Source organism: Coleofasciculus sp. A1-SPW-01 (genome assembly GCF_040217205.1).
In the GTDB taxonomy this organism is placed as follows: domain Bacteria; phylum Cyanobacteriota; class Cyanobacteriia; order Cyanobacteriales; family Coleofasciculaceae; genus Coleofasciculus; species Coleofasciculus chthonoplastes_A.
The window spans coordinates 1-7,120 of the sequence record NZ_JAVJNP010000065.1; the positions used below are offsets into that span (position 1 = coordinate 1).

6 protein-coding genes, 1 tRNA gene and 1 pseudogene are annotated in these 7,120 nt (G+C 46.4%); 4 read left to right on the forward strand and 4 right to left on the reverse strand.

Translation table 11 applies throughout. The features are described from left to right. Positions 1-212: 212 nt before the first annotated feature. Both RH949_RS10620 and RH949_RS10625 read left to right on the forward strand, forming a co-directional pair. Positions 213-992 carry a BMC domain-containing protein gene (locus RH949_RS10620; RefSeq protein ID WP_006105335.1) on the forward strand — a complete coding sequence of 260 codons (780 nt, stop codon included), beginning with the start codon at positions 213-215 and terminating at the stop codon, positions 990-992. Positions 993-1,387: 395 nt separating this feature from the next. After that, complete coding sequence (locus tag RH949_RS10625; protein WP_083799205.1) at positions 1,388-2,398, forward strand: LysR family transcriptional regulator; 1,011 nt, start codon at positions 1,388-1,390, stop codon at positions 2,396-2,398. On the opposite strand, the gene RH949_RS10630 is transcribed toward RH949_RS10625, so the two are convergent. Next, positions 2,340-3,455, reverse strand: coding sequence for an ABC transporter permease (locus RH949_RS10630; protein ID WP_006105198.1), 1,116 nt, complete (start codon positions 3,453-3,455; stop codon positions 2,340-2,342). The genes RH949_RS10625 and RH949_RS10630 overlap by 59 nt on opposite strands. A 10-nt stretch (positions 3,456-3,465) precedes the next feature. Beyond that, positions 3,466-4,341: an Npun_R2479 family HD domain-containing metalloprotein gene (locus tag RH949_RS10635; protein WP_006105214.1), complete on the reverse strand. Its 876-nt coding sequence runs from the start codon at positions 4,339-4,341 to the stop codon at positions 3,466-3,468. 305 nt (positions 4,342-4,646) lie between these two features. Between RH949_RS10635 and RH949_RS10640 the strand changes: the two genes are divergently transcribed. Together RH949_RS10640 and RH949_RS10645 are read left to right on the forward strand one after the other, a co-directional pair. Continuing rightward, a tRNA-Gly gene (locus tag RH949_RS10640) sits at positions 4,647-4,718 on the forward strand. Between the two features lie 333 nt (positions 4,719-5,051). Further along, on the forward strand, positions 5,052-5,780 hold the full coding sequence (locus RH949_RS10645; protein WP_446352981.1) for a Uma2 family endonuclease: 729 nt from the start codon (positions 5,052-5,054) through the stop codon (positions 5,778-5,780). A gap of 221 nt (positions 5,781-6,001) precedes the next feature. Here the strand turns inward: RH949_RS10645 and RH949_RS10650 are convergent, their stop codons facing one another. Both RH949_RS10650 and RH949_RS10655 read right to left on the reverse strand, forming a co-directional pair. Further along, the gene (locus RH949_RS10650; protein ID WP_446352983.1) at positions 6,002-6,526 is read right to left on the reverse strand and encodes a hypothetical protein; all 525 of its coding nucleotides are present in this window, start codon (positions 6,524-6,526) and stop codon (positions 6,002-6,004) included. Between the two features lie 277 nt (positions 6,527-6,803). Next, positions 6,804-6,983, reverse strand: a pseudogene (locus tag RH949_RS10655) (ZIP family metal transporter); the annotation flags it as partial. Positions 6,984-7,120: the final 137 nt, after the last annotated feature.

Below are 7,120 nucleotides of genomic sequence, written 5' to 3' on the forward strand. Positions count from 1 at the left end.
AAAGTCCCACGGTGTAATGCTTGTAGGTTGGGTTGACGAAGGAAACCCAACTAATTAAGCGATTAAGCTAGGTTTTCTTCAAATCAAGCCAATCGCTACACATATAAGGAAAATTTATCACCTTATGTACGGGAGAGCCTCTTATGTAACGGTTTCTTAGACTGGATTAGAGGCAACACTTAACAGCCAACAACGACATGGAGAGCCGAGCTATGGAGTCATACAACCCTGGAATTATCCCCCACACCCCTTCTACTCAACGAAATCGCTTTCGTCATTCCTCTTTGGGTTTGGTGTCTACGCTCAGTTTTCCCGTGATTGTAAGTACGGCTGATGCGATGCTCAAGGCGTCTGGAGTGACGTTAATCGGATTTGAAAAAATTGGCAGTGGTCATTGTACGGCAATTGTGCGCGGCGCTACAGCAGAAGTGCGGATTGCGGTGCAAGCTGGGGTTGAACATGCTAAACGAGAAGGTCGATTATTGTCCTCCTTGGTAATTCCTCGACCGTTCCCAAACTTGGAGGTTGTCTTACCTCTGGGTTCTCATTTGCTAGAAGATGTGCAACAGCAGACGCGATCGCGCCATAGTTCCCAAGCCCTGGGACTTCTAGAAACTCGCGGTTTTCCCGCGATCGTCGGTGCAGCGGATGCGATGCTCAAAGCAGCAAATGTGGAACTGACGGGTTACGAAACCATTGGCGCGGGCTTATGTACCGTGATTATCCGGGGTCGGGTAGCGGAAGTCGCCATGGCGCTGCAAGTGGGTATGGCAGAAGCCCAACGGATTGGGGAACTGGTTGCTGTCACGGTGATTACTCGACCGTTAGAGGATCTCGAACAAGCCCTACCCTTGGCAAGTTACTTCATTGAAGAGGAAGAAACCCCTGAACCCCTACGATTACCTGTCGAGGTCAAGGAAACAGAGAAAGAATTAGTCGAACTCCCTGATTTAGATAAATTGCCCGCGCCGACTAAGGAAATTGACTTCTGATATTACATTGCCGATGAGCAGAGCTGAGGGAGCATGTAGAGACGTAGCATGCTACGTCTGGAAGCTGGGGGAGACAAAATTAAAAGCTCAAAAAAATCATGTAAATTCATGTAATAATCCTCCTGCCTCCTGCCTCCTGCCTTTAACAAAAAAGGCGTTGCACCCAATTCCAGCGATGATCGGATTAAGCTTTCCTGTAGAGTACAGGCTAAAACCAAACCGCTTATTCCGGAACATACAAATTGGTTAGGGGACAACGCGAGATGGAAGGAAGACTGTCACTTGTTTGGTGTTATCTGAAATCTTAACTCAGAGTTACCATAGAAAAAATACATTGTTCTGATAGAAATCATAGACTATAATCTATAAATTATTCCTATCAAGGAGGAGTATCGTTGAAGCAAGCCACGCTGCATCAGCTCAAAGTCTTTGAAGCCGTTGCTCGACATAATAGCTTTACTCGTGCTGCTGAAGAACTATTTCTCACCCAACCGACGGTGTCCATGCAGGTGAAACAGCTGACCCGAGCGGTTGGTGTTCCCTTATTTGATCAAGTAGGCAAACGTCTTTATCTTACCCAAGCCGGAGAGGAACTCGTCAAGACCTGTCGTGCCATATTTGAGAATTTAGACCAGTTTGAGATGACTATTGCCGATTTGCAAGGTCTGAAACAGGGACGCCTGCGGGTGTCGGTGATCACAACCGCTAAATATTTTATTCCCCGGTTACTCGGTCCATTTTGTCGGCGTTATCCAGGAATCGATGTATCGCTTCAGGTGACCAATCATGAATATATTCTGGGTCGTCTGAATGACAATGCCGATGACTTGTATGTAATGAGTCAACTCCCGGATCTGGATATTACCTACGAAGCCATTCTGGACAATCCCCTGGTTGTCATCGCCCCAGCGGATCATCCGTTGGTGAATGAAACCAATATTCCTTTAGAGCGTTTGGCAGAGGAACCTTTTATTATGAGAGAACCTGGATCAGGAACGCGCAAGGCGGTGCAAGAACTATTTGATTCCCGTGATATTGAGTTAAAAGTGCAGCTTGACTTAGGCAGCAATGAAGCCATTAAACAAGCGATCGCGGGAGGGTTAGGCATTTCGGTTTTATCCCGTCATACCTTAGCCTTAGAGGGCATCTGTAACCAACTGACCATTTTAGATGTGGAAGAATTCCCGATTGAACGATACTGGTATGCGGTTTACCCAAATGGCAAACAACTCTCCATTGTCGCTCGCACCTTTCTCGATTATCTGCTCACCGAAGGCAAAGACTTTGCCCAAAAGACTGCCCTACGCCGAACCTTGCCACAAGCGCAATCCAATGGAACTCTTCCCCCTAGCGCTGCAAACTCCGAGGATCAAGGGCATCCCGTAGACCATCCCCCAGCAAGTTAAAGGCTAACACGGTCAAGATAATCAGCGCGGCGGGGGGCCAAATTAACCAGGGTTGTAGTACCAAAATCGAAGCATTCGTTGCCAAGGACAACAAATTTCCCCAGGAGGGGTCAGGTTGCTGAATGCCCAGACCGATTAAACTCAGCACTGATTCCGCCACAATAAAACTGGGGACGGCGAGAGTGGCTGAGATGATTACATAGGTTGCCGTTTGGGGCAGCACATGGCGGACAATAATGTACAGCGGTTTCGCCCCCATCGCTTGGGATGCTTGGACAAATTCTCGTTCTTTAATCGACAACACCTGTCCGCGAATCACCCGGGCTAATCCAGACCAGCCAATAAACGAGGTAATTAAAACAATTAACAAAAATCGTTGGGCGCTGGTTAGTCCTGGTGGTAACACTGACGCTAATGCCACGAGTAGGTATAGAGTGGGAATCGTCATCATCACTTCCACGAGGCGCATCAACATGGCATCAATCCACCCCCCGAAATAGCCAGAAATTCCGCCGATAATTAAACCCAGCGGAAAAGAGATGGCAATTCCCACTAAACCGATACTCAGACTAATTCGCCCCCCATACACCAAACGACTGAATTGATCCCGACCTTGCTCATCCGTCCCTAATAGATTCAGTTTGCCTTCACCAATCGTGCCGAACAAGTGCAAGTTCATCGGAATTCCGCCAAATATCTCCACCTCTTCAAAGTTGGGGGGTAAGGGGAAACGCAGTTGCAGAAACTGGTATCCCGAACCTTGAACAAATAAACGGATGGGGGACGGACTTTGCCAATCCACCATCAGTTCTCGTTCCCCCGTCTCTAAATCCGTTGGTCCTTGGGTGGTTGGGTAGACATGGGGACCAATAAACCTGCCTTCGGGAGTGCGCCAGTAAACTTGGGTGGGTGGCAACAGGGAACCATTGGGTTGGGAGACATACGGGTCATAAGGCGCGACAAAATCAGCCGCAATTACGGCAAGGTAAAAAATCAATAGCACGATCGCGCCAAACCGAGCCAAGGGGTTCTTTTTCAGTTTTTGCCACCAGTTCATGGGTTACAGGTTAAGAATTAAGCTGCTGGGCGAGTTGTCGGTGTTGTTCTTCGTTCTTTTCGTGTTCGACAACAAACACATTGGAGTAGAGGTTGGCGGTGATTTGCTTACCCTCTTGGGTGAGGGACAGGTAACGCAGGGCTTCCTGGATAAAGGGAAATACTCCATTCCAGTAAAACCTGGAATAACCCGCGCGAAGGTCGCCAGGATGCTCATAGCCTAAGGCTTGGTTGACACCCGTTTCTTCAAATTCGTAGAATAGAGAGCTAATTTTCTTGAGATAGCGCGGATCAGAAAGCTGACCAATTAAGTCAGAGGCACGAATCAAACCGGGATAATTCAGGGTATCTCGATGATCCCCTTCTTTAGGAACCGGGAAACGAGTCAGTTCAATATTGAGCTTAATCAGTTCCGCGTCAATCAGTTTGTGACCGCCAAATCGCTCATCCGTAAACAGTTTCGCCCGATCAACATGATGAGGCGTTAGGGAGGCATCGGTAGCGCCAGGAGGCAGATGCACCATCTCACCATTTTTGCCCGTCGCATAAAGTCGTTCAGTTTCGCGATCCTGACGACAGACTCCTTTCACATAGCCAATGTCGTGGCAAACCAGAGAAATGATAAAGTGCAACCAATCTTCTGGTGTGACGCCACCTTCACGGATATGCTTGCCTCGGAGAATCTCCTGACCGACTAAGGTGACGAGGATAGAATGCTCGACATTATGATACAGGGCATCGCTGTTGGCAATATTTTCCATTGCCATACTGCCTGCCCAAGCAATAATGTCCTCAAAGTCGGTTTTCAGCCCCCCGTAAGTCCGGTGGTAGCCATCCCGGAGTCTTTGGACAAATGAGTTTATGAGAATTTCTGTTGCGTTAAACATCCTGGGTAATCCCTGCGGAGTGCAATGGTTTGAGGATCAATCGAACAGTTATAACTCTATACTTTACAGGATGCGATAAATTTAAGTGGATTGGGATCTAAAGATTCACAACCTCGGCGTGTTTTTGGTCATAGCTAACTGTTACCGAACTCGCAACCCCTTTATTTGGAAGAGTTTCAGGATTTTTGTATAAACGAAAACATACCTAGCTCAATCAAGGTTAAGTCTTCACCTCCAGAGTCAGGTAGAAATATGAGGCAAATTTATTGATATAATAGCTTAAAGATTCTCGTTGAGAGTAACTTGCGGGTGTAGTTCAGTGGTAGAACGTCAGCTTCCCAAGCTGGATGTCGTGGGTTCGAGTCCCATCACCCGCTCTACTGGCGTGGCACAGCTAAAATGGTGGAATAGACTTGACTATTGAATCGGGCGCACGTCTATTCGCCCCTACGGTTTCGGGTATCCCATTCTAATTCATATTGCTAAGGTGTGCCACGCCACTACAGTGAATAAATTATATAAACCTGAATGGCGATCGCACGGCAACTCTAGCGACTAGCCTCTTGCATACTACACTAGATTGAATGGCACTGATTTAAGGCTGGTGGGCAATGCCCACCCTACGGTAGCTCAAGGGTTTTGGTGTTCCCAAAATGCTTATTTCAGTACTATTCACACTAGATTTATCGCACTTTTGTTGTGGAACTGCCATGTCTTTCGCCCAAGATTTGGAAACGTCCGAAGAGCTATGGGATGATATAGTCTTTCCCCCTAGTGACTTACTGAGTGACGAGCCTCCTTTGGAAACAGACTTGCATCGCCTACAAATGACATTGCTCATCGCCTGCTTAGAATGGCTGTGGCGAGAGCGCAATGATTTCTATGCGTCTGGTAATCTGACGATCTACTACTCTCCCCGTCAGCGCAAGTCAGAGAAGTTCCGGGGACCGGATTTTTTTGTGGTTTTGGGAGTAGAACGCTTTCCTCGCCAAAGTTGGGTGGTTTGGGAGGAAGATGGTAAGTATCCCAATGTGATTGTAGAAATTCTTTCTCCCAAGACGGCTGCGACTGATCGAGGCTTAAAAAAGCAGCTATATCAAGATGTTTTCCGTACTCCGGACTATTTTTGGTTTGACCCGAATAGCTTGGAGTTTCAAGGTTTTCATTTGGTCGATGGTGAGTATGAACAGTTGCATCCGAATCAGCAAGGGTGGTTATGGAGCAAACAGTTGGGGTTATATTTGGGAATTTATGAGTCGAAGTTGCGCTTTTTTAATGCCCAAGGACAGCTAATTCCGATACCCCAAGAAGTCGCTGAACAAGAGCAACAACAGCGAGTGCAAGCAGAGCAACAGTTAACCCAAGCAGAGCAACAGTTAACGGAGATGGAGTCGCTTTTGAGTCGATATCGGGAACGCTTTGGAGAGTTGCCCGAGTAAAGTGGCTTATAGCGCTACGCGCTAGGCTTTCTTGCAATAGGCAACACCTCGGCTTACTTCGACTTACTTCGGCTTACTTCGGCTTCGCTCAGTAACACGCTCAGTACAAGTCGCTCAGGGTCAAGCGATTTAAATTAATTTTTCTTCTTTTGTCCTAACCTTAGAGCGTAGTGCTATAACTCCCCATTTCCTTTATCTAACCTATCTCTTGCTTGGAAAATTCAGTTCAACAAAGATTTCCATTCTTTTTTAAAACAGTGCAGCACCTCAGGCTCAAAGAGGACAACTTTTTGGTCGTCGGGAAACTTCCCTTGGCATAAGCGCACGGCAATTTGTCCTAAGTTTTCACTGAAGAGAATCTGCTTAAATAACAGATTATCTGTTTTCTCGATCAGATGAACCGCTGTAGCAAATTCCCCTTCTAAATCAAAACCAACATTCAGTTTGATGTGATGGATTTCGTGAATACAGCGGAAAATCAGGTTAATGTCTGAACCCAAAAGATCAGAATTGTTGAACTGAGTGGTAATCATTAGTTTCCCTTGGTTATAATCTCTATAGATATGCTCTAAGCTCAGTTCTGTTCCTTTCATGTAAGGAAAGTAATCAACATACTGAAACTCCATACCCTGGAGTTCTACCTGTGCTATATCCACGATAAACTGACGGAAGCCTTTCACGACGGAAGGCGAGAGAGCATACGCTGGGGTATCAATGTAATACCGAGCAATGTCTTCAAGATTCATGTGTTTTTGTTAGATGCAACCAACTGATAATGGAAATCACCAGACAATCTAATCATTGACCTGGCTTACTGAGGGTAGTCCCTCACAGAATTCACCCAATTCAATTTTGGGAGATCTCAGCCCAAAAAACATCCAGAGAACTACGGAAATTTTTGGGTGAAATTCCCGAAAAGTCCGCGTGGATTCACCGATGGAGGTTTATTTATAAAGTAAATACAAAAAAGCTAGACAAAGTACATAGACTGTGCTATTCACTTTGTTTTATCGAGGTATTGGTTCAACCTAAGCCAATATCGAGAAGCATCATGATCACGAATCCTACTATAATCCCAATTGTGGCTTCGTGTTCGCGACCTTGATGATGGGATTCGGGGATAATTTCATCGCTAATCACAAATAGCATCGCACCCGCTGCAAATGCCATTCCCCAGGGTAAAAGTGGTTGTGCGATCGCCACCCGAATCGCGAGGGGCTACCCCTTCAACGAAGTAAGGGGTAGGGGGATAGCGGAAAATGCGAGGGGTCAATCCCCGAAGTATTTTCAATCTCTCTCTTTCTATCTATCTATCCCATGTAGTGGTATAGTTTAGCCAT

Bases quoted from the DNA above. Each gene is read 5' to 3' on its own strand.
- RH949_RS10620 (WP_006105335.1), top strand. From the start codon at position 213: ATGGAGTCATACAACCCTGGAATTATCCCCCACACCCCTTCTACTCAA.
- RH949_RS10630 (WP_006105198.1), bottom strand. From the start codon at position 3,455: ATGAACTGGTGGCAAAAACTGAAAAAGAACCCCTTGGCTCGGTTTGGC.
- RH949_RS10645 (WP_446352981.1), top strand. From the start codon at position 5,052: ATGTCTTTCGCCCAAGATTTGGAAACGTCCGAAGAGCTATGGGATGAT.
- RH949_RS10635 (WP_006105214.1), bottom strand. From the start codon at position 4,341: ATGTTTAACGCAACAGAAATTCTCATAAACTCATTTGTCCAAAGACTC.
- RH949_RS10650 (WP_446352983.1), bottom strand. From the start codon at position 6,526: ATGAATCTTGAAGACATTGCTCGGTATTACATTGATACCCCAGCGTAT.